Source organism: Alteriqipengyuania flavescens, assembly GCF_030406725.1.
GTDB classification, from domain to species: domain Bacteria; phylum Pseudomonadota; class Alphaproteobacteria; order Sphingomonadales; family Sphingomonadaceae; genus Alteriqipengyuania_B; species Alteriqipengyuania_B flavescens.
This window is the reverse complement of the sequence record NZ_CP129107.1, coordinates 146,443-165,689: the sequence shown is the minus strand read 5'-3', so window position 1 is coordinate 165,689 and position 19,247 is coordinate 146,443. Positions and strand designations below refer to the sequence as shown.

The 19,247-nt window shown below is 66.1% G+C and carries 24 protein-coding genes and 1 tRNA gene; 16 read left to right on the top strand and 9 right to left on the bottom strand.

What is annotated here, in order from left to right; all coding sequences use genetic code 11:
• Positions 1-2: 2 nt before the first annotated feature.
• Positions 3-1,073, bottom strand: a complete 1,071-nt coding sequence (gmd, locus tag QQW98_RS00950) for a GDP-mannose 4,6-dehydratase (protein ID WP_290135689.1) — start codon at positions 1,071-1,073, stop codon at positions 3-5.
• Between the two features lie 122 nt (positions 1,074-1,195).
• Positions 1,196-1,270: transfer RNA gene (locus QQW98_RS00945), tRNA-Gln, on the bottom strand.
• A gap of 92 nt (positions 1,271-1,362) precedes the next feature.
• Between QQW98_RS00945 and argE the strand changes: the two genes are divergently transcribed.
• Complete coding sequence (gene argE / locus QQW98_RS00940) at positions 1,363-2,514, top strand: acetylornithine deacetylase (protein ID WP_290135688.1); 1,152 nt, start codon at positions 1,363-1,365, stop codon at positions 2,512-2,514.
• Here the strand turns inward: argE and yghU are convergent.
• Entirely contained in the window at positions 2,511-3,377 is an 867-nt protein-coding gene (yghU, locus tag QQW98_RS00935; protein WP_290135687.1) for a glutathione-dependent disulfide-bond oxidoreductase, read from the bottom strand. The two genes, argE and yghU, sit on opposite strands and share 4 nt — an antisense overlap.
• Positions 3,378-3,477: 100 nt before the next feature.
• On the opposite strand from yghU, the gene QQW98_RS00930 reads away from it, so the two are divergent.
• Both QQW98_RS00930 and QQW98_RS00925 read left to right on the top strand, forming a co-directional pair.
• Positions 3,478-4,494, top strand: coding sequence for a DNA topoisomerase IB (locus tag QQW98_RS00930; RefSeq protein WP_290136813.1), 1,017 nt, complete (start codon positions 3,478-3,480; stop codon positions 4,492-4,494).
• Positions 4,495-4,602: 108 nt separating this feature from the next.
• Complete coding sequence (locus tag QQW98_RS00925; protein ID WP_290135686.1) at positions 4,603-5,628, top strand: sensor histidine kinase; 1,026 nt, start codon at positions 4,603-4,605, stop codon at positions 5,626-5,628.
• Between the two features lie 6 nt (positions 5,629-5,634).
• Here QQW98_RS00925 and QQW98_RS00920 read toward each other — a convergent pair whose 3' ends face one another.
• The gene (locus QQW98_RS00920; protein ID WP_290135685.1) at positions 5,635-6,744 is read right to left on the bottom strand and encodes a branched-chain amino acid aminotransferase; all 1,110 of its coding nucleotides are present in this window, start codon (positions 6,742-6,744) and stop codon (positions 5,635-5,637) included.
• Positions 6,745-7,194: 450 nt separating this feature from the next.
• Positions 7,195-7,740 carry a hypothetical protein gene (locus QQW98_RS00915; RefSeq protein WP_290135684.1) on the bottom strand — a complete coding sequence of 182 codons (546 nt, stop codon included), beginning with the start codon at positions 7,738-7,740 and terminating at the stop codon, positions 7,195-7,197.
• A 90-nt stretch (positions 7,741-7,830) separates the two neighbouring features.
• Between QQW98_RS00915 and QQW98_RS00910 the strand changes: the two genes are divergently transcribed.
• From QQW98_RS00910 to QQW98_RS00885, 6 genes are read left to right on the top strand one after another with little or no spacing between them, the layout of a single operon-like run.
• Complete coding sequence (locus QQW98_RS00910; RefSeq protein WP_290135683.1) at positions 7,831-8,565, top strand: TlyA family RNA methyltransferase; 735 nt, start codon at positions 7,831-7,833, stop codon at positions 8,563-8,565.
• A gap of 11 nt (positions 8,566-8,576) precedes the next feature.
• A complete protein-coding gene (locus tag QQW98_RS00905) occupies positions 8,577-8,960 on the top strand; it encodes a dihydroneopterin aldolase (protein ID WP_290135682.1) in 384 nt (127 codons plus the stop codon).
• Between the two features lie 7 nt (positions 8,961-8,967).
• A complete protein-coding gene (locus QQW98_RS00900) occupies positions 8,968-9,306 on the top strand; it encodes a Rossmann fold domain-containing protein (protein ID WP_290135681.1) in 339 nt (112 codons plus the stop codon).
• Between the two features lie 5 nt (positions 9,307-9,311).
• Complete coding sequence (moaA, locus tag QQW98_RS00895; protein ID WP_290135680.1) at positions 9,312-10,310, top strand: GTP 3',8-cyclase MoaA; 999 nt, start codon at positions 9,312-9,314, stop codon at positions 10,308-10,310.
• Positions 10,310-10,552: a MoaD/ThiS family protein gene (locus QQW98_RS00890; protein ID WP_290135679.1), complete on the top strand. Its 243-nt coding sequence runs from the start codon at positions 10,310-10,312 to the stop codon at positions 10,550-10,552. Before moaA ends, QQW98_RS00890 begins: the two co-directional genes overlap by 1 nt.
• A 2-nt stretch (positions 10,553-10,554) precedes the next feature.
• Positions 10,555-11,001: a molybdenum cofactor biosynthesis protein MoaE gene (locus tag QQW98_RS00885; protein WP_290135678.1), complete on the top strand. Its 447-nt coding sequence runs from the start codon at positions 10,555-10,557 to the stop codon at positions 10,999-11,001.
• Here QQW98_RS00885 and QQW98_RS00880 read toward each other — a convergent pair.
• The gene (locus QQW98_RS00880; RefSeq protein WP_290135677.1) at positions 10,998-11,495 is read right to left on the bottom strand and encodes a hypothetical protein; all 498 of its coding nucleotides are present in this window, start codon (positions 11,493-11,495) and stop codon (positions 10,998-11,000) included. The two genes, QQW98_RS00885 and QQW98_RS00880, sit on opposite strands and share 4 nt — an antisense overlap.
• A 252-nt stretch (positions 11,496-11,747) precedes the next feature.
• Here QQW98_RS00880 and rplU point away from each other — a divergent pair, with 252 nt between their 5' ends.
• The 3 genes from rplU to QQW98_RS00865 all read left to right on the top strand — a co-directional run bounded on the left by rplU (position 11,748) and on the right by QQW98_RS00865 (position 13,259).
• Positions 11,748-12,206 carry a 50S ribosomal protein L21 gene (gene rplU, locus QQW98_RS00875; protein ID WP_290136812.1) on the top strand — a complete coding sequence of 153 codons (459 nt, stop codon included), beginning with the start codon at positions 11,748-11,750 and terminating at the stop codon, positions 12,204-12,206.
• Positions 12,207-12,232: 26 nt separating this feature from the next.
• On the top strand, positions 12,233-12,502 hold the full coding sequence (gene rpmA, locus QQW98_RS00870) for a 50S ribosomal protein L27 (protein ID WP_290135676.1): 270 nt from the start codon (positions 12,233-12,235) through the stop codon (positions 12,500-12,502).
• Between the two features lie 211 nt (positions 12,503-12,713).
• Positions 12,714-13,259: a GNAT family N-acetyltransferase gene (locus tag QQW98_RS00865; RefSeq protein WP_290135675.1), complete on the top strand. Its 546-nt coding sequence runs from the start codon at positions 12,714-12,716 to the stop codon at positions 13,257-13,259.
• A 120-nt stretch (positions 13,260-13,379) separates the two neighbouring features.
• Here QQW98_RS00865 and QQW98_RS00860 read toward each other — a convergent pair whose 3' ends face one another.
• Positions 13,380-14,327, bottom strand: coding sequence for a metal-dependent hydrolase (locus QQW98_RS00860; protein WP_290135674.1), 948 nt, complete (start codon positions 14,325-14,327; stop codon positions 13,380-13,382).
• Between the two features lie 52 nt (positions 14,328-14,379).
• Between QQW98_RS00860 and QQW98_RS00855 the strand changes: the two genes are divergently transcribed.
• The gene (locus QQW98_RS00855) at positions 14,380-14,973 is read left to right on the top strand and encodes a TetR/AcrR family transcriptional regulator (protein ID WP_290135673.1); all 594 of its coding nucleotides are present in this window, start codon (positions 14,380-14,382) and stop codon (positions 14,971-14,973) included.
• On the opposite strand, the gene ygfZ is transcribed toward QQW98_RS00855, so the two are convergent.
• Positions 14,970-15,701 (bottom strand): CAF17-like 4Fe-4S cluster assembly/insertion protein YgfZ, encoded by a 732-nt coding sequence (gene ygfZ / locus QQW98_RS00850; protein ID WP_290135672.1) that lies wholly within the window; start codon positions 15,699-15,701, stop codon positions 14,970-14,972. The genes QQW98_RS00855 and ygfZ overlap by 4 nt on opposite strands.
• 121 nt (positions 15,702-15,822) lie before the next feature.
• Here ygfZ and pyrC point away from each other — a divergent pair, with 121 nt between their 5' ends.
• Positions 15,823-16,857, top strand: coding sequence for a dihydroorotase (pyrC, locus tag QQW98_RS00845; protein WP_290135671.1), 1,035 nt, complete (start codon positions 15,823-15,825; stop codon positions 16,855-16,857).
• Here pyrC and rarD read toward each other — a convergent pair.
• The gene (rarD, locus tag QQW98_RS00840; RefSeq protein ID WP_290136811.1) at positions 16,827-17,777 is read right to left on the bottom strand and encodes an EamA family transporter RarD; all 951 of its coding nucleotides are present in this window, start codon (positions 17,775-17,777) and stop codon (positions 16,827-16,829) included. The genes pyrC and rarD overlap by 31 nt on opposite strands.
• A gap of 158 nt (positions 17,778-17,935) precedes the next feature.
• Here rarD and QQW98_RS00835 point away from each other — a divergent pair, with 158 nt between their 5' ends.
• A complete protein-coding gene (locus QQW98_RS00835; protein ID WP_290135670.1) occupies positions 17,936-18,409 on the top strand; it encodes a glycine zipper 2TM domain-containing protein in 474 nt (157 codons plus the stop codon).
• Between the two features lie 141 nt (positions 18,410-18,550).
• Entirely contained in the window at positions 18,551-19,243 is a 693-nt protein-coding gene (locus QQW98_RS00830) for a hypothetical protein (RefSeq protein ID WP_290135669.1), read from the top strand.
• The last annotated feature ends 4 nt before the right edge of the window (positions 19,244-19,247 follow it).

The window sequence follows — 19,247 nt, the reverse complement described above, 5'->3', positions numbered from 1 at the left end:
CGTCAGTCGGCCTGGCTGATCGTGGCGGACTGCATTTCCTGCAAGTCGGCCTGCAGCATTTCCCGGGCAAGTTCGCGCACGTCGGTTTCGTGGCGCCAGCCCAGCTTCTGGTGCGCCTTGCTGGGATCGCCCAGGAGCAGTTCCACCTCGGTCGGGCGGAAATAGCGCGGATCGACTTCGACCAGCACTTTGCCGGTGGTCCGGCAATAGCCTTTCTCGTCCACCCCTTCGCCGCGAAACTCCAGCGGCAAGCCCGCATCCTCGAAAGCCCAGCTCACGAAATCGCGCACGCTGGTGGTGGTGCCTGTGGCGAGGACGAAATCGTCGGGCTCGTCCTGCTGCATCATCATCCACATGCCGCGGACATATTCCTTGGCGTGGCCCCAGTCGCGCTTGGCGTCGAGGTTGCCGAGATACAGCCGCTCCTGCCGGCCGAGGCTGATCGCTGCGGCGCCGCGGGTGATCTTGCGGGTGACGAAGGTTTCCCCGCGATAGGGGCTTTCGTGGTTGAACAGGATGCCGTTGGAGGCGTGCATGCCATAGGCTTCGCGGTAATTGACCGTGATCCAGTAGGCATAGAGCTTCGCCGCGCCATAGGGGCTACGCGGGTAGAAGGGCGTGGTCTCGCGCTGCGGCACTTCCTGCACCAGGCCGTAAAGCTCGCTGGTGGACGCCTGGTAGAAACGGCTGTGCTTCTCCAGGCCGAGAATCCGGATCGCCTCCAGCAAGCGCAGCGTGCCGATGGCATCCGCATTGGCTGTGTATTCCGGCGTTTCGAAGCTGACTGCCACGTGGCTCTGCGCGGCGAGGTTATAGATTTCGTGCGGCCTGGTTTCCTGCACGATCCGGATCAAATTCGTCGCGTCGGTGAGGTCGCCGTAATGCAGGTGGAAGCGGCGGTTGTCCTCATGCGGATCCTGGTAGATGCCTTCGATCCGGTCGGTGTTGAAGCTGCTGGACCGGCGCTTGATGCCGTGCACCTCGTAGCCTTTCTCCAGCAAGAGCCGCGACAGATAGGCGCCGTCCTGCCCGGTGACACCGGTGATGAGGGCGACTTTACGATCCTGGGACATGGCGACGCGGCTCTCCTGAAACAGTGCCGCAAAGCCGTAGCCACATCACGAGTCGCGCCGCAACCGCCGCCTTTGCGTAATCGACATGTCAGGAAGATCGTCGGAACCGTCGGTTCAGGGCCTGGCTGGGGTGGCAGGGATCGAACCTGCGAATGGCGATACCAAAAACCGCTGCCTTACCACTTGGCTACACCCCAGCAGGCGAGCGCCCCTATAGCGCCCCTGCCGGTGATGTGAAGGCCCGATGTTTGTGGATGCCATGGTCCATTTCGCGGGCTAGGCTGGCGGCATGACCGACCTACTTGCCTCCCGACGCATCCTCGAAACGCTGGTCGCCTTCGACACCACCTCCCACCGGAGCAACCTGGCGCTGATCGAGTGGGTCGAGGCGTACCTGGCCGATCATGGCGTCGCTTCGGTACGGATGCCGGACGACAGCGGCTTGAAGGCCAACCTGTTCGCGACCTGCGGGCCTGCGGTGGAAGGCGGCGTCATCCTTTCGGGCCATAGCGACGTGGTCCCGGTGGCGGGGCAGGACTGGACGAGCGACCCGTGGGTCGTGCGCGAGGCAGACGGCAGGCTTTACGGGCGCGGGACGAGCGACATGAAAGCGTTCATCGCGCTGGCGCTGGCGTGGGTGCCGAAATTCGTATCCGCCTCGCGGCCGGTGCATCTTGCGATCAGTTATGACGAGGAGGTCGGCTGCGCGGGCGCGCCGGCGATGATCGCGCGTATGGCGAAGACGATCCCTGCGCCGCGCTGCGCCATTGTGGGCGAGCCCAGCCTGATGCGCGTGGTGACGGGACACAAGGGCATCGCTGTCCATGAAGTCACGGTGCGCGGCCACGAGGCGCATAGCTCGCTGGTGGACCAGGGGCTATCGGCCAACATGGTGGCGGTCAGGCTCATGGCGCAGCTGGCGGATCTGGCGGAGGAACTGGAGCGGCGCGCCGATGCGGGCAATGGCTTCGATCCGCCGCAGGCGACGCTGACCATCGGCGAGATGGAAGGCGGGACGGCCGCCAACATCCTAGCCGGCCATGCGCGCTTCGTCTTCGACCTGCGCTGCCCGCCGAACGAGGATGCCGCCGCCATCCTCGCCCCGTTTCGCCGGACGTGCGAGGGCATGGACGCGCAGATGAAGGCGCGCTTCCCGGGCACCGGCGTGCGGTTGGAGCGCCGCTCCGGCACCTGCGCCATGACGCCGGAAGGCAGCGACGATGCGGTCGCTTTTGTCCGCGCGCTGACGGGCGAGAACGCGCCGCCGCTGCAGGTGTCCTACGCGGCGGAAGGCGGGCAATTCCAGCAGGCCGGCTTCCCTACGGTGATTTGCGGGCCAGGCTCCATTGAGCAGGCGCACCAGCCGGACGAATGGATCGCGCTATCGCAGCTGGAGGCCGGGGCGCGGTTCATGGACCGGCTGGCGGAAGCTTTGACCTAGGCGGGCTTGCTCGGCTCCAGCCGCTTGCCCTCGAAATCGGCAGCGGAGTGGCGCTCGGCCAGCCTTGTGTCCTCGTCGCCCCAGACCTTCGTCACGATGCGGCCCCGCTGCACGGCCGGACGCGCGCCGATATCTGAAACCCAGCGGACGACGTTCTCGTATTCGTGGATCGACAGGAACGTGTTCGCGTCGTTGTAGATATTGCCTTCGACGAAGGGCGCGAGCCACGGGAAGGTCGCAATGTCGGCAACGGAATAGTCCTCGCCGCCGAGATAGCGATTGTCCGCCAGCCGCTGGTCCACCACATCGAACTGACGCTTCGTTTCCATCGCGTAGCGGTTGATCGGGTATTCGTATTTCTCCGGCGCGTAGGCGTAGAAATGTCCGAAACCGCCGCCCATGAACGGCGCGCTGCCGACTTGCCAGAACAGCCAGCTGAGCACTTCCGCCCGCGTATTGCCGGTCGGCAGGAGGGCCCCGAATTTCTCGGCAAGGTGCAGCAGGATCGCGCCGCTTTCGAAAACGCGCACAGGCTCTGCGCCCGACTTGTCGAGCAGGGCGGGGATTTTCGAATTGGGGTTCACGCCCACGAAGCCGCTGGTGAACTGGTCCCCGTCGCCGATGTTGATCGTATAGGCGTCGTACTCCGCTTCGTGGCCGGCTTCCAGCAGCTCTTCCAGCATGATCGAGGCTTTCACCCCGTTCGGCGTTGCGAGCGAATAAAGCTGGAAGGGATGGTCGCCTTCGGGGAGCGCCTTGTCCTCCCGCGCGCCGGCCGTGGGCCGATTGATATTGGCGAACTTCCCGCCGTTTTCGGCATCGTGGGTCCAGACCTTGGGCGGGGTGTAGGTGGGATCGGCCATGTTCGGTTCCTGTTGCAATGCTACACGGGGTCAGTTGGCGACGACCTGCATCGATTCCATAAGGAACCCGTTTCGCAGCGGAAACGTTTCCTTGCCCACCATGGCCTCCGCCCCGCCACAGATTGTCTATGTCGACGATTCCCAGCCCGGGATCACCCGCAAGGGCGCGGGGAAGGGCTGGGCCTATTACATGCCGGACGGTTCGCTGATCAAAGACAGGGCGGAAAAGAAACGCCTCAACGCGATCGCCCTGCCGCCGGCCTACCAGCGCGCGTGGTTCTGCATCGACTGCAACGGCCACATCCAGGCCACCGGGCACGATGCGCGCGGGCGCAAGCAGTATCGCTACCACCCCGAATTCCGCGCCTGGCGGGAAAGCGAGAAGTTCGACCGCTGCATCGAATTCGGCAAGGCGCTGCCGGGTTTGCGCGAAAAGGTGATCAGCGACATGCGCAAGCCCAAGCTGACGCGGGACCGCGCGGTGGCGGCGCTGGTAAAGCTGCTGGACCTTGGCGCGATCCGCGTCGGCAACACGCAATATGCCAAGGCGAACAAGAGCTACGGCGCCACCACGCTGCAGCAGCGCCACGCGCAGGTCACCGGAAAGACGCTGCGCCTGCGCTTCATCGGCAAGGGCGGGAAGGAACGCGACATCAAGCTGTCCGATGCCTCGCTCGCGCGGGTGGTGCGCCTGATGCAGGATTTGAACGAGCAGGAACTGTTCGCCTGGGTGGGCGATGACGGCCAGCCGCAGGACGTCAATTCCGGCCACGTGAACGAGTACCTGCGCACCAACATGGGCGGGCCGTTCAGCGCCAAGAATTTCCGCACCTGGCACGCCAGCGTCATGGCTTTCCGCCTGCTGGGAGAAGCGACCGGGAAGCTGACGATCAAGGCGGTACTGGAACAGGTTGCGGAGCATCTGGGCAATACGCCGGCGGTCACCCGCAAAAGCTATGTCCACCCCGCCGTCATCGAGCTGATCGGGCGGCAGGAGGAATGGCGCAAGACGCTGCGCCTGCCGCGCGCCCAGCCGCACCTCAACGAATGGGAGCGCGGATTGCTCGAATTCCTGGAAGGCGAGCCCGACGCTATGGAAATCTTCGCCGCGGCCTGAAATTCGCGCCCCGCGCTATTCATGCGAGGTTTTTGCGAACCTGTGCTAGACGAGCCTCGTCGCGGATCACGGCCTGCCACGGGCATGGACGCGGCATGGAGCCATTCCATGCATCGCCTGGCGCATTTCGACGTTGCAAAGACCTTTCGCCGGCCGCGCTCGAAGATCGCTGCGCAGCTGGTATTCGGGTTGACTTGTGCCCTTGCGATGATCGGCTTGCGCACGCTGGTCGATTTCATCGCGCCGGCGGCCGGTCCCTTCGCGCTGGTCTATCCTACCGTCCTGATTGCCACGCTGTTCGGGCATTGGCGTGGCGGGCTGGTCGCGCTTCTCGTCTCGTTCGGATGGGCGTGGTATTTCGTGCTGGAAGCGACTTCCAGCTTCACTTTCGTCGTGGCGACCGACTCGGCCCGTGTCGCGATCAATTTCGCGGCCAGCTCCATCCTGATCATTTTTGCCGAAGCTTTCAGGCGGGCGGTGCGCAACAACGCCGATCGCGCCGAGCTGGAAATCGCGCGTCGCAAGCTGCTGATGGCGGATCTGGAGCACCGGACGAAGAACAATTTCGCCCTCGTTGCCAGCTTGCTCGCCATCCAGAAGCGGCAGGATACCACGCCGGGTATCGAAGAGGCGCTCGACCTTGCCATCAACCGCATCCACACTTTCAAGGATGCCTATTCCAACCTCACGCTGGACCCTGACGACGACAGCGACATCGATATGGTGGAATACCTTTCCCGCCTGACGACGCGCGTAGCCAAGGCCAGCCTCCATGAGAATGTGCGGATCGACACCGACATTGCGCGCATGGTCCTGCCGCGCGAAAAAGCGGTCGCCATCGGCCTCTTCACCAACGAGGCCCTCGCGAATTGCGGCAAATACGCCTTCGCCGATGGCCGCGCGGGCTCCGTCAAATTGCGCTTCCAGCAGGCCGACGACGATGGCTGGACCTTGGAAATCCTCGACGACGGGGCGGGCAACGCGGCGAAAGCCTCAACCGAAAAAAGCGGCCTTGGTAGCAATCTCTTCACCGCCTTCGCGATGCAAGCTGGCGCCGAACACGAAATCGAGATCGGGGAGAGCGGGGCACGAGTGGTGCTGAAATCACGCCCTGCGGAACCCTCCGTTCACTGATCCGGCCTAGCCGATCCTGGTCACCCAGCCGTGGCGATCCTCGATCGTACCGCGCTGGATGCCGACCAGCTTCTCCCGCAGCCTGGCGGCCATCTGCCCGGCTCTCCCGCCGCCAATGATGAATTCGCCATCGCGCCCGCCGACCTTGCCGACCGGGGTGACGACCGCCGCGGTGCCGCAAGCCATCGTTTCCAGCAGCTTGCCGCTCTGCGCGTCTTCGCGCCACTGCTCCAGGCTGTAGCGTTCCTCGACCACGTCCAGCCCTTCCTCGCGGGCGAGGGTGATGAGGCTGTCGCGCGTGATGCCGGGCAGGATCGTGCCGGTTAGCGGCGGGGTCAGGATACGCCCGTCGTCGAACACGAAGAACAGGTTCATGCCGCCCAGTTCCTCGACCCACTTGCGCTCCACCGCGTCCAGGAAGACGACCTGGTCGTATCCGTTCGCGATCGCTTCGGCTTGTGGCACGAGGCTGGCAGCGTAGTTGCCGCCGCATTTCGCATCGCCAGTACCACCCGGGGCGGCGCGGATGTAGTCCTCGCTCACCCAGATCGAGACCGCCGGCGCGCCCGACTTGAAATAGCCGCCGACGGGGCTGGCGATGACGAGGAACTTGTATTCCTTCGCCGGCCGGACGCCGAGGAAGGCTTCCGAGGCGAACATGAAGGGACGCAAATAGAGCGAGCCGCCTTCGACGCTGGGAAACCAGTCACGGTCGGCCAGCACCTGTTCGCGAACGGCGGCGAGGAAGTCGGCCTCCGGAATGGGCGGCATCGCCAGGCGCGCACCGGAATTGTTGAAGCGCGCGGCGTTGGCTTCGGGCCGGAACAGGGCGATGTCGCCATTGTCCTGCCGATAAGCCTTCATGCCTTCGAAGATTTCCTGCGCGTAGTGGAGGACGCTGGTGGCGGGGTCGAGGGCGATCGGCTCGCGCGGGCCGACCCGGTGGCTGTGCCAGCCGCGCCCCTCGGTCCAGTCGATCTGCACCATGTGGTCCGAAAACAGCGATCCGAAGCCCGGATCGGCCAGTGCCTGGTCGCGCGTGGCCCCGGGTACGGGCGCGGGATGGGGGATGCGCTCGAAAGGAATATCGGTGCTGTCGGTGCCGTCTGCGGCCATGGTAATCTCCTGCCCGGCGCGCCTAATTCGCGATGCTGCGGCTGGCAAGGCTGCTGACCTAGCAAAGGGCCGAAGAACCGGCGCGCGTGGACTTTTGGCAGGGCCCGAAAATGAGAAAGGCCGCCACGGCTATGCCGATGGCGACCTTTCGCATGGTCAGCGGCCGGAAGTGCCGCCCACGAAACCTTTATCGGTCAGGAATGCTTACCGATAATGCCTCGCGTGGAAACTTGCCGACCCCTCTGCTGAACCATGAGACATCGGATCACCTCCTTTCGCGCTATTGAGCCAAAACCCGCCGTTTCACCGGGGGCAAGAACCCGCGTTCACCGCTGGCCTTACATGCATATGTGAGTCGTTTGCGCGGCAAAGACAAGGCTTGAAATATATCTTTTCCCCGTCAGAATACGGCGCTTCCGGCCTGCGCTATATGCGCGGGCCGTTTGCGTTTCAGCGGCAGTCCTCGACCACCCGGCTGACCTCGATCCAACTGGGCAGGTACAGCGGCGCAAGACCGGCGATCTCGATGGCGAAACGGCCGCGCGAAAAGGCCATCGCATCGAGCAGCGGATCTCGCGGGGACAGCGCGGCGACCAGCTGCGGCACGGACCCTGTCGTGGGCGAGGCGCTGAGCTGGCGATTCTCCGTTTCGGTGAAGACCCCCATCGCCACGGCGGACGGCGCATTGCCCGGCCGCGCGATGCGAACCTGCCGCGCGGCAAGGTCGCATTCGATCGACAGGCGGACGGTCCCGTCCTCGCCCGCATAGGTCGCGACGGTGGCGTTGCCGACGGCGCCGTAGGTCCAGTTCCCCGGCGTGCGCGGGTTGTCGATCCAGTTCTCCGGCGCGACGGCCACCACGGGCGCTTCGGGCGTCGGCGCGGGCCGCGGGATCGGGGTGTAGATCACCGGCGGCTGGCGCGGCTGCTCCGGCGGGGTGGAACAGCAGGCGATCGCAAACAGCGGGATACAGGCGAGGAGGCGTTTGATTTGCATGGGCTTCCTATGAAGGTTCGGGCCCCTCGTTACAACGCGCGATGTGAACCCCGGCTGGCATGTGGGGCGGCTCGCCGCTATCGCGCTGCCATGGCGAAGCAGAGGGTGGATCAGGCGCTGGTGGAGCGCGGACTGGTGGAAAGCCGCACACGTGCCCAGGCGCTGGTGATGGCGGGGCTGGTCTTTTCCGGCGAGACGAAGATCGCCAAGCCCGGCCAGCAGCTTGCCGTCGATGCGCCGTTGGAAGTGCGCGGACGCGACCATCCGTGGGTCAGCCGCGGCGGCATCAAGCTCGCCCACGCCATCGCGCATTTCGGGCTCGATCCGCGCGGCGCGATCGCAATGGACATCGGCTCTTCTACCGGCGGGTTCACCGACGTCCTGCTGCAGGGCGGGGCGGCGCATGTCTTTGCGGTCGACAGCGGCACGAACCAGCTCGCGTGGAAACTGCGGCAGGACGAGCGCGTGACCGTGCTGGAGCAGACGAGCGCGCGGATCCTGACCGCGGAACAAATCGACCGGCCGTGCGACTGGGTGGTGTGCGATGCCAGCTTCATCGGCCTTGCCAAGGTGCTGGAGCGCCCGCTGGAGCTTGCGGCCACGCCGTGCCGTCTGGTCGCGCTGATCAAGCCGCAATTCGAGGTCGGTCGCGACGAGGTTGGCAAGGGCGGCGTGGTGCGCGATCCGGCGCTGCACGACCGCGTGTGCGGCGAAGTGCGACACTGGCTGGAAAGCGCAGGCTGGCAGGTTGACGGCATCGTCGAAAGCCCGATCACCGGGCCGGAAGGCAACGTGGAATTTCTCATCGCCGCGCAAAGGCGCTAGGGGCCGTTTCCATGACTGCATTCAGCAAAGACACACTGGTGCTCGAAGTCGCGGACTTCACCCACGACGTCCTCACCGGGATCTATTCCGAAGAAACGGGCGAGGCGCAGCCGCTGGTCTTCACGATCTCCGTCAGGATGCGGCCCGAACCGGAGTACACGCCCGACACGCCGCTTTCCGACAGCAAGAATTACATGGACCTGATCGAGGCGGCGTCGAGCGCATTGCCGAAAGATGTGCATTTCAAGCTGATCGAATCGGTGGCCGACCACGTCTGCACCACGCTGATGGCGCAGGACGAACGGATCGAGGCGGTGACAGTCAAGATCGTCAAGCCGAAGATCAGCGAGGCGGACGAGAAGATCGGCATGACGTTGCACCGCGAGCGGCGCTGATCAGCCTGTGGAATCCGGACGCTACGTAATCGAGGAGATGCCGGACGATCCGCTCGACGCGGCGGCCCTGTTCTACGGCAATCACGTGAAGCTGATCGAGGTCGGGCTGTCCGTGCTCGATATCCTGACGGTGCAATTGCCCGCTGTGCCCAAAACCCACGAGCGATATTTGCGCGCTGCAATGGGTGCGCTTGCTCGCAATGTCGCCCCGCGCAGGGTCAATGCCATCAGCGGGAACGACGATGCGGCCATGGAAGCGGCCGCGGCCTGGCTCGCCTCTGCGCCGGGCATCACCGGGCAATATTTCGTTGTGGATGGCGCCGAACCGCAAGGTGCGTTAGGCTGAGCCGCATGAACGAGGGCAACTTGATCGACGGATTTGCGCGGCGGATCAATTACCTGCGCCTTTCGCTGACCGACCGCTGCAACCTGCGCTGCACCTATTGCATGCCCGAACGCATGGAATTTCTTCCGCGCAAGGACCTGCTCTCCCTCGACGAGCTGGAATTGTTGGCGACCCATTTCGTCGCGCGCGGCATTCGCCGCATCCGGCTTACCGGGGGTGAGCCGCTCGTGCGGCGCGGAGCGATGGATCTGGTCGAACGGCTCGGGGCGCTCGTCGGCAGCGGCCTGGACGAGCTGACGCTGACGACCAACGGCACGATGCTGGCAGAACATGCAGAGGCCCTCGCCGCGGCGGGCGTGCGGCGGGTCAATGTCTCGCTCGATACGTTAGACGCCGATCGTTTTGCCCGGCTGACGCGGGGCGGCGACCTGTGGCAGGTGCTGGATGGCATCGCGATCGCCAGGCGTGCCGGGCTATCGCTGCGCATCAACACTGTGGCGTTGAAGTCGGGCAACCGGCACGACCTCCCCGACATGGTCCGCTGGGCGCATGGGCAGGGCTTCGACCTCGCGCTTATCGAAATCATGCCGCTGGGCGAAACGGGCGAGGACCGCTTCGACCAGTATCTGCCGCTCTCCACGGTGCGAGAGGAACTTGAGGCAGAATTCGGCCTCTTCGCCATCGACCACCGGACCGCCGGACCGGCGCGCTACATGCGCAGCGCTGCGACAGGCGGACGCATCGGCTTCATCACGCCGCTGAGCGAAAACTTCTGCGGCAGTTGCAACCGCATCCGCGTGACCGCCACGGGCCAGCTCTATCCCTGCCTGGGCGATGCCGGCCGGGTGGACCTGCGCGCCGCGTTGCGAAGCGAGGACCCCGCGCGCATCCATGCGGCGCTGGACATGGCGATGCGCACCAAGCCCGAACGGCACGATTTTTCCATCACCGCGCCCGGGCAGGCCCCGGCGCAGGCACGGACGATGTCGGTGACGGGCGGCTGATGGCGGTCCGCGTACTCTTCCTCGGCCCGTTGCAGGATTGTGAAGGCGCGGCCGCGCGCGAATTCGACGCGCCGCTCGACTGGCAGGCCCTGCTCGCAAAGGTTCAGCCTTCAACGGCGGAGCAGCTGCGGGAAGATCGCGTGCAGATCGCCGCGCGGGGCAGGGTCCTCGCCGACAAGACCGCACTTCTTGCGCAAGACGGCGACGAGGTGGCGCTGCTGCCGCCTGTCAGCGGCGGTTGACCATGCGCGACGTGCGCGTGACCGCCAGCGGCTTCTCCCCGGCCTCTGCCATCGCCGGTCTGGCAAAGGCGTTCCCGGACGCGGGAGGCCTCGCCAGTTTCGTGGGGCGTGTCCGGCAGGGCGACAGTGTGAAAGCGCTGGAACTCACCCACTACGAACCGCTTACCTTGCCGGGGATGGAATCCTTGGCGGGAGAGGCAGTGGCCCGCTTCGCGCCGCTCGGCCTACTCGCATGGCACCGGGTCGGCGTGATGACGCCAGGCACGGCAATCGTGGTCGTCGCGGCGGCCGCCGATCATCGCCGCGCCGCTTTCGACACGGTCGATTTCCTGATGGACCACCTGAAAAGCGCCGCGTGGTTCTGGAAGCGCGAGCGCCGCGCCGACGGCTGGCACTGGATCGAACCCCGCCCGGACGACTACGCCGCGCTGGAGCGGTGGCGGGTCTAGCGCCGCAATCGGCTGCGCAGCGCGGCGATGGCGGCATCCTGTTCGCCCTGCAGCGCGGCAAGCTCGTTGCGCGCGCGCTCCACATCGCTCGCATCGACGCCGATATCGTAGGTCTCGACATACAGCAGTTCGATGTCGGCGAGCGGCCCGGCCATGGCGCTGCGCTGGCTCGATAGGTCGGCCACGGCCACCTGCGCGGCGGCCCAGGCGTCGGAGGTGACCGATGCGCCCGAAGCTGCCGCCACGGCCCGCTGCGCCCGGCCGAGCGATTCGCGAAACGCCGCCGCATTGGCCAGCGCGGCGGCGCGCCGCTCTTCCAGCAAGGCGCGCTGGTCGGCGGGCAGGGCGCGCAGGGGCGCGGCGGGGTTTGAATAATCGACGTCGCCCGTGCGCCTGAGCTCTGCATCCCGGATGGCAAGGCTGGGGTAGTCGGTGCTGGCCCCCGCGCAGGCGGCGAGGGGCAGGGCGGCGGCAAAGGGCAGGACGATACGCATCGCCCGCAGCCCTAGCATGTTTGGCGCGGCGCACCATATGGGACGGGCGCTGCATGACGGGCGCACGCGGGGTCCGACAGCGGGCAAAAAACCGCCCGCCCGGCGTTGACAGAAGACGGGGCTTGGCCTAACGGCTCCCTTCTTTCCGGCCTCCCTTGCGGGTGGCCGGCGTGTCGCTTGCGCTATGTTGCCCGTTCGGGCAGCGGATCGGAGCGGGGCGACCTGACACGATTAGAAACGGATTTGAAAACCATGTTCGCAGTAGTGCGCACGGGCGGCAAGCAGTATCGCGTCGCCGAAGGAGACAAGATCGCGGTCGAGAAACTCGGCGGCGAAGCCGGTGACACGATCACCCTGGGCGATGTCCTGCTGGCCGGCGAAGGCGACAGCATGGCGGATGCCGCCAAGGTGACCGTCTCGGCCGAGATCATCGCCCAAGCGAAGAGCGAGAAGGTCGTCGTTTTCAAGAAGCGTCGCCGTCACAACTATCGCCGCAAGGCCGGCCACCGCCAGCAGATGACGCTGCTGCGCATCACCTCGGTCGGCGAAGGCAGCAAGAAGAAGGCCGCGCCGAAGAAGGAAGAAGCCACGACGGAGGACGCCCCCAAGGCTGACACCAGGGAGGCAGCTCCCAAGGCGAAGGCTGAGGCACCGAAGAAGGCAGCCGCAACCAAGAAGGCACCGGCCAGTAAGCCGGCTGCCAAGAAGTAATCCAAGCGATCCGGTAGGAACGAGACATGGCACATAAAAAAGCAGGCGGCTCTTCGCGTAACGGCCGCGACTCAGCGGGTCAGCGCCTCGGCGTGAAGAAGTTCGGCGGCGAAAACGTCGTCGGCGGCAACATCATCGTGCGCCAGCGCGGGACCAAGTGGTACCCGGGCCAGAACGTCGGCCTCGGCCGCGACCACACGATTTTCTCGCTCGTGGACGGCCGCGTGCGATTCCACTCGGGCAAACTCGGTCGCACTTACGTGTCCGTGGACGCCATGGCGGAAGCAGCCGAATAACCGGGTGATCCGATAACGGGGTCATCCACCGGGATGGCCCCGCCGGGTTTTCGAACACCGGCATCTGCAAGGGAGACGGGGCCAACCCCTCTCCCTTTTTCTATGTGTCGCTCCCTTGCAACAATCTGCCGCCATCGGGCGGCCGTGTGCAGGCTCCAGTAAGAATTCCCGCATAATCGTGCGGCTTGCGGGGGCGAGAGGAGTAGTACCGATGTTCCACCGTACGCAGCGCCTGTTCCTGCGGCCCGTCTTCCCCGACGACTGGGAAGCGATCTTTGCCGGCATCGCCGACGAAACGGTGGTGCGAAACCTTGCCAAGGCGCCGTGGCCCTATCGCCCCAAGGATGCGCAGGCCTTCGCCGCGCGCGGCCAGGATCCCAGCCTGCCGAGCTTCATCGTCACCGAGCCCACGGCGCGGGGCGAACGGTTGATCGGCAGTGCCGGGCTGGGCGAGGACGCGGGCGAGGTCGAGGTCGGTTACTGGATCGCGCGCGAATACTGGGGGCGCGGCTATGCCTCCGAAGCGCTGGCCGGCGTGATCGAGGTCGCGCGCATGCTCGGGCTCGACCGGCTGACGGCGGGCCACTTCCTCGACAATCCTGCGTCCGGCCGGGTGCTGGAGAAGAACGGCTTCACGCCGACGGGCCGCGTCATGCCGCGCTTTAGCTGCGGCAGGGGCGAGGAATCGCCCGTACGGCAGTACGAGCTGCTGCTCGGGGCGGGGATGGCGAGCGGCGACGAACCCCAGGCGGCCTGAGCCGGGCAATTATTCTCCCCTCCCCGTGGGGAGGGGCCGGGGGTGGGGGTTCCGTGGCCACTGGCGTCGAACCTCCATCCCAACCCTTCCCCAATGGGAAGGGCTACAAAACGGACGCGTTTATTCCGCCGGGACCGCGGTCATGTTGGCGTCGGCGAACTCGCTGTCGTACTTGCCGATCAGCGCGCGATCGTCGTGGTCCCACGGGTGGAAGCCGGGCTTGAAATAGGCCAGCCATGCCGGGAAAATCCGCCGCAGCACGCCGGGCTTAACCGTTAGGTACTTGAACAGGCCCCAGCGCGCCTTCCAGCCGGTGATGCCGTCCTGCGCCAGGAGCTCGATGGCATCCTTCCAGCGGTTCACGATGAAGCTGTTGGTGATGATCAGCATCATGATCGCGCGCAGGCGGTACTTGCGCCACGCCGGCCAGTCCTTCGTCGCGTGCAGATAGGTGTCGTAGGCGACGCCCTTGTGCTCGATTTCCTCGACCGCGTGCCAGCGCCACATTGCGGCGACTTCCTCGTCCGCTTCGGCGAAGTGCTGCGGGTTGGCGAGGAATTCGTGCGCCATCATCGCGGTGTAGTGTTCCAGCGCCATGGTCACGGCGAGGTTGATGATCTGCGGCCGCCCCTTCGTCAGGTCGAGCAGTTCCTTCACCCGCCGGTCAATTTTCTGAATGTCATAGCCATGGTCCTCGGCCAGACGGTTGAAGGCGACGTGTTCGCGCGTGTGGTTGATTTCCTGCCGGATGAAGGCGCGGATTTCCTCCGCCAGCTTCGGATCGGCGCCGTCGCGGTGAGCCTTCACCGATTCGATGAAGAACGCCTCGCCGCGCGGGAAAGTGGCGGACAGGGCGTTGTGCCAGGCCGTGCCGAAGGGTTCGCCCGCCCACCAGCGGCCGGCCTTCTTGTCGCGATTGAAGCGCTCGTCACGGATCACGATGTCGAGATCGGCGGGGGTGGGAGTGGTGCGGGCGCCAGTACCAGTAGCAGTGCGGGTAGCGGTGCGGGCCGCGTCCTTGTCGGTTGCGGCGGCGCGGTCTAACGGGATTGCAGTCGGGGCGTTCATGTTGGTTGCCTCGTGATTGTTCGTGATTGCAAATTGGGGCTTACTTACATCAATGTCAATAAGGAAGCGTTTAAGCCCCGAAGAGTTCCGCATGACCGCGCTGGAAAGCGCGCGCGCAATCCTTATCGAGGCGGGGCCGCAGGCGGTCACGCTCAAGGCCGTGGGCGCTCGGATCGGGCGGACCCATGCGAACCTGCTCCACCATTTCGGTTCGGCTGCCGGGTTGCAGAAGGCGCTGGCCGAGCACCTGACGGCGACCGTGTGCGATTCGGTGGCCGAAGCGGTACGCGCCGCGCGCGCCGGGATCGCCTCCCCGCGCGAGGTGGTCGACATCGCTTTCGATGCGTTCGACAGGGAAGGTGGCGGCGCGCTCGTCAGCTGGATGCTGGCGACGGGCCAGGAAGACGCGATGGAGCCCTTCGTCGAGACCATCCACCGCATGGTCGACGAACTGAACCCCGACGAAGCCACGCACGGCAAGCCTACGCCCGCCCATGACGCCACGCTTGGGGTGGTGCTGCTGGCGCTCGGCAACTCGCTGATGGGCGCCCCGCTGGCCGCCTCGCTCAAGCTCCCCGACAGTCGCGCCCGCGACATCGCGCAGCGCCTGCTGGAACAATCGTTGGCGGCCGAGGTGGTGGGCTAGGGGGCTTCGGCTCTGCCGACCCAATCGGGCCAGGCGTCCGTTGCTACATCCGCCACGCGCACGTGGTCGATGGCGTAGCCGAGTTCCGGCCACGCATGCTTGCGGCGCTTTTCGTCGGACTTGTCGAGCGGGCGCACCAAAAGGCGTCGATTGACCTTCTGGCGCCAGTTCATGCGGGCAGTGTTTTCCTGGCCGATGTAGCAGCCCTTTTCGAAGCTGACGCCGTTCAGCTCGGCCGCGTTCGTTTCAAGCCAGAGGATATCGCCGAGCTCGGCGCGGCCTTCCGGAACGCCGAGCGACAGGCGGTGCTTCGTCCACGCCGCATCGGCGGCCTCGTCCTCCTCCGCCACCGGCGCGAGCCACCGCTGGCCAAGCGCGGCAAGGCGCGGATCGGGTGCGCCGCCATCGCCAAGCTCGGCCTGCCAGTGTACGCCGACGCCATCGTCCACCGCGATGTCGATCTTGCGGCGCAGGCGATAAAGCGAAAGGCGCGTGGCAAACTCCTCCGCATGCGCCGCTTCGCAATCGAGCAGCACATCCTTGCCGCCGGGCCAGACGATGCAGTCGAACATCGTCTTGCCCTGTGCGCTCAGCAGCGCCGAATAGGCGGGAAGCTTGCCGGTCACGTCATTGGTCAGCAGGCCTTGCAGGAACGCGGCCACGTCCTCTCCGTCGTCGGTGGGAGAGAGGCGGATCACGGCACGGTCGAACAGGCGGGTTGCAGTCATGGCCCGATAGATGGGGCGGGAGCGCGCGCAGCACAAGCAATGAGAGGCTTGGCAACGCGAGACGGGCCAATGACGAAGCGGTGGCTGTTCCGCCGCGCCCCGACGCGCTAGGGGAGCGCGCATGACCGAGACGATCACGATCCGCCGCCCCGACGACTGGCATCTCCACCTGCGCGACGGGGCCATGCTCGAAGCCGTGCTGCCCTATACCGCGCGTCAGTTCGCCCGGGCGATCGTGATGCCAAACCTCGCCCCGCCGGTGACGACGATGGCGGACGCGGCGGCCTATCGCGATCGGATCCTCGCGGCCTTGCCGGAAGGTATGCATTTCACCCCGCTGATGACTGCCTACCTCACCGACACGACCGACGCAGGCGATCTTGCGCGCGGCCACGGCGAGGGTGTGCTGACCGCTGCCAAGCTCTATCCCGCGGGCGCGACGACCAATTCAGCCAGCGGCGTGACCGACATCGCCAACATCATGGGGGTGCTGGAACGGATGGCCGAAATCGGCATGGTCTTGTGCGTCCATGGCGAGGTGACGGACGGCGATATCGACATTTTCGATCGCGAGGCCGTGTTCATCGACCGCGTGCTGGCCCCGGTGATCGAGCGCCTGCCCGAACTCAAGGTCGTGTACGAACACATCACCACGCGCGATGCGGTGCAGTTCGTGGAAGGTGCTGGGCCGAACGTCGCCGCCACAATCACGCCGCAGCACCTTCACATCAACCGCAATGCGATCTTCGCCGGCGGGATCAACCCGCACGCCTATTGCCTGCCCGTCGCCAAGCGCGAGGAGCACCGCCTGGCGCTGCGCGCCTTTGCGACCGGGGGCAGCGCCAAGGCCTTCCTCGGCACCGACAGCGCGCCCCACGCGCGCCATGCGAAGGAAAGCGCCTGCGGCTGCGCCGGCATTTTCAACGCGCCCTATGCGCTCGAAAGCTACATCGCCGTGTTCGAGGAAGAGGGCGCGCTGGACCGCTTCGAGGCCTTTGCCAGCGAAAACGGCCCGCGCTTCTACGGCCTGCCGCTGAACGAGGACACGGTGACGCTGGCGAGGTCCGGCACCGATGTGCCGGAACGGTTGGACGGCGAGCACGAGCTCACCCCGTTCCATGCCGGTCAGCGGATCGGCTGGTCCTTCGCGGGCTGAGCTGCCGGCTGCGTGACGCCTTCCGCAGGCGCGCGCCTGGCCCACAAGTCCCAGCAGAACAGCGCGATCGCAAGCCAGATCAGGATGAAGCACGCCAGCTGCGACGGACGCAGCTCCTCGTCGAAAACCGTGAGCCCCAGCACGAACACCATTGTCGGAGCGATGAACTGGATGAAGCCGAGCAGCGAGTAGGGCAGCCGCCGCGCCGCCGTGGCGAACAGCAGAAGCGGCACGCCGGTTACCACGCCCGCGGCTACGATCAGCAAGTCGAGTTGGAGCGACTGGCCCATCGCGGAACCGGCGGCGGTCTGTGTGGCGAACCAGCCGATGACCGCCAGCGAGGGGAGCGCGAGCAGCGAGGCTTCGATCGTCAGCCCCGGCAGCGATCCGACCGGCGCGGTCTTGCGGACGAGGCCGTAGAGCGAAAAGCTGCACGCCAGCGTCAGCGTGATCCACAGCGTGTCGAGCGCGCCGAACAGCAATATCGCCACGCCGCTGGCCGCGAGCGCCACTGCCAGCCACTGCCGCCAGCCCAGTTTCTCGCCAAGGAACAGCGTGCCGAGCGCGATATTGACCAACGGGTTGAGGTAGTAGCCCAGGCTGGCGCCGTAGAGCTTGCCGTCCATGATGGCGTACACATATACCAGCCAATTGATGGCGATCAGGACGCTGCTGACAAGCAGCAGGCGCAGCACCTTCCAATCGCCGAAGGCCGCTTTCAGTTGTGGCACCTGGCCGCGCAGCGCGACGATGGCGAGGCAGACGGGCACCGTCCAAAGGATCCGCCAGCCGACGAATTCCACCGGCGGCACGGCGTTCACCAGTGCGAGGTAGAGCGGCATCAGGCCCCACAGCAGATAGGCCGCAATGGCATGCAGCAACCCGCTGCGGTTCTCGTCACCAGTTTGCGGGCCAGCCATGGCATCGCGGTAGGAGCGCTTGCCGGTCGGCGCAATCACTCGTTTCGTCGCGGCTGAAAAACGCCTCGCCGACCGATAGGGAATCTTGCAGCCTAGTTGCGTGCCGTTCACCTTCTTGCTGCCAAAGCTGAACGCAACAGGGAGCCAGGAGATTTCAAATGCGTAACGTTTTCACCGCCACGTCGCTCGCAGCAGCCGCTGCCGCCATGTCCCTCGCCGCGCCCGTCGGGGCTGCCGAAGTGCCTGCCGCGCAGCCGGCCGGCTTCACCATGGCGCTGCCCGCGGCGCCGATGGGCGCGAACGGCATTGAGACGGCAGAGCACCACCGCCGTGGGCACCGCCCGCGCGGCAATGCCTATGGCCATCGCCGCGATTCGCGCCGCTATAACGACACCCGGCAGCGCTATTACGGCGACCGCGTGACGCGGAACACCCGCGTGTGGCAGGGCCGTGACGGCCGCTATTACTGCCGCAAGGACGACGGCACGACGGGCCTGCTGATCGGCGCCGCAGCGGGTGCGCTTGCCGGACGCGAGCTGACTCGTGACCGTACGCTCGGCACCATCCTGGGCGCTGCCGTCGGCGGTCTTGCCGGCCGCGAGATCGACCGCTCGAACTCGCGCTGCCGCTAAACCAACGGGAAACCGCCGGGTCGAGGTCCGGCGTGCACCGGACGCAAGGGTCGCAATCCTGTTCTCCGTGTGCAGGGGGCGCTTCGCCAGCGATGGCGGGGCGCCCTCGCTTTATGCGCAGGATGGATTACAGAGCTCTGCGTGGTTCGCATCATCGCCCCGATCCTGCTCGTGCTCCTGTCCGCGTGCGGTGGCAACGGGGAAGAGGCGGTACCGCCGACCGAGGTGGCGCTGGAACGCCCGATCGCGTCGGATCCCGACCTCGCGCTCAGCAACGATAGCGGCGCGGTGCTCGGGCTCGGCGGGGGCAGCGCGGCCGGCATGCCCGAAGTCGACCGCTCACCGGAAACGGTCGTCCGCATCCGCGAAAAGGCGGTCCGCCATGTCGGCGGCAACCAGGCGATGCAGGATGCACCCGAAGCCGACGAAACGCTGGAAGAAGCGCCCGACATCCTGACGCTGGAGCAGCGCTTCGCATCGAGCGGGCTGACGACGCTGGCCTGCAGCCGCACCGTCCGTTATGGCGGGCGGTATTCGGCAACGATGCCGCAGCCCTTCGCGCTTTATCCCGAAGCCGCCTTGCAGGATGCCGCCGGATCGGACGGGGAGGCATGCAAGCTGCGCGGCGCGGTGTTCCGCACGCCCATGCCGGTGCAGGACGTGCTCGACTTCTACTACACGCTGGGCGGCAAGGCCGGGTTTCAGCAGGCGCGCGCCGAAATGGGAGAGACGCAGGTGCTGACCGGCGAGCGCAAAGGCCGCAAGTTCGCACTGTACGCGAGCGAGATCGGCGACGGCGTGACCGAGGCCGAGCTGCTCGTCGCCAGCGACTGAGGCC